Raw genomic sequence first — 1,869 nt, forward strand, 5'->3', positions numbered from 1 at the left:
GCGTTGGACAGGAAGGCCAGCGGGGTTTCGCCCAGCGCATCGTTGAGCGCGCCGGTCAGCGGGTCGACCACCGGGTCCAGCAGGCCGGTCACCGGCGCCAGGACGTCGCCCAGAGGTTCGGTGATGATGCCCAGCGGGTTGTCGCCGCCCGGCAGCGACGGCAGGTCGCCACCGCCGGTGCCGCCGCCGATCGGCAGGCTGCCGTCGGCGACCGTGCGATCCGGACCGCCGGCCTTCAGCTCGGTGCAGACATCACGCACTTCCAGCGAAGTGCCGAGGTCGACAGCCAGGCCGCCGCCCACGGTGATGGACAGCTTCTGGAACGGCTTGCTGGCGTAACCGCCGATGACATAGACAGGCGTGTCGTTGATCAGGTTGTCGACACCCAGCGGGTCGGAATTGCCGTCGTAGCCGAAGCTCAGCAGCTCGAGGGCGAAGCCGCCGGACTGCTCGACGCCGCCGAAGGTGTCGCCGCCATCGGTCGTCACCGTGATGGCCTTGGCCAGGCTGAGCTCGACCAGGCTGCGCGGCACGCGGATCGCGAACGAGGCGAGCTTGCCGGCCGGCTGCAGCGTCGGCAGCGTCACCTCGACCCCGACCTGGCCGGTCAGCGCGCCATCGGTGAACAGGCTGTCGGCCAGCGCCACGGCGTTGTTGACCTTGGTGAAGGTGGTGAAGTTGCCGTCAGCGGCCGAGGCCGGAGAGTCCACGCCGCAGAGCTCGACCACTGCACCGTTCAGCAGCACTTTGCTGATGGTGCAGAGCAGGCCGGTCTGGATCGGCTTCACCGTGCTCGAGGCCGGCGCGCCGGCGGTGCAGCTGTAGCCGGTCTTGATGTCGCCAGGGGCCGGGCAGGCGCCGAAGGCGGTGCCGTCGCCGCAGGTGAAGCTGGTGTCGCAGGCGTCACCGATGCCGTCCTTGTCGCTGTCGAGCTGGTCGTTGTTCGGTACCAGCGGGCAGTTGTCATCGACATCGGCGACATTATCGCCATCGTAGTTGTCGTCGCAGGCGTCACCGATGCCGTCCTTGTCGAAGTCGGCCTGATCCGGATTCCCGATCAGCGGGCAGTTGTCCTGCGCGTTCGGCACGCCATCGTTGTCGGCGTCAGGGTCGCAGTCATTGCCAAGACCGTCGCCATCCGTGTCCACCTGGGGCAGCGGGTTCAGCGGGCAGAGATCGTCAGCGTCGTTGATGCCATCGTTGTCGCTGTCCCTGCAGGCATCGCCCGGGCCCTGGTCACGGCTGTTTTCCTGGCCTGGGTTGGCAATCAGCGGGCAGTTGTCGATGTTGTCGGCAATGCCGTCGCCATCGCTGTCGGTCATGCAGGCATCGCCGACGCCATCGCCATCGCCATCTTCCTGTCCGGGGTTGGCGACCAGCGGGCAGTTGTCATTGGCATTCGGCGTGCCATCGCCATCGGCATCGGCATCGCAGGCATCACCGATGCCGTCACCGTCGGAGTCCTTCTGGTCGAAGTTGGGAACGGCGGGGCAGTTGTCGGCCAGGTCTGCGGTGCCGTCCTTGTCGGAGTCGTCACAGGCATCGCCGATGCCGTCACCGTCGGTGTCTTTCTGGTCGAGGTTCTTGATGGTCGGGCAGTTGTCCGTTCCGTTGGGAACGCCGTCACCATCAAGGTCGTTGGCGCAGACGGCGCCGGTGCCGGGAACGAGCGGGCAGCTGTCGCTGCCATTGGGCACGCCGTCGCCGTCCATGTCGGGATCGCAGGCGTCGCCGATGCCATCATTGTCGGCATCTTCCTGCAGCGGATTGTTGTGGAGCGGGCAGTTGTCATTGATGTCCAGGATGCCGTCCTTGTCCAGGTCCTGGCAGGCATTGCCAATGCCGTTCTGGTCGGTGTCGGCCTGATCC

At 66.6% G+C, this 1,869-nt stretch carries 1 protein-coding gene; it reads right to left on the bottom strand.

Going from position 1 to position 1,869, the window contains the following annotated elements; all coding sequences use genetic code 11:
* The coding region (locus C5O18_RS08940; RefSeq protein ID WP_206389826.1) for a thrombospondin type 3 repeat-containing protein at window positions 1-1,869 on the bottom strand (1,869 nt) is incomplete at both ends.

It is taken from the genome of Amnimonas aquatica, from assembly GCF_002943415.1.
Classification (GTDB): domain Bacteria; phylum Pseudomonadota; class Gammaproteobacteria; order Pseudomonadales; family Moraxellaceae; genus Perlucidibaca; species Perlucidibaca aquatica_A.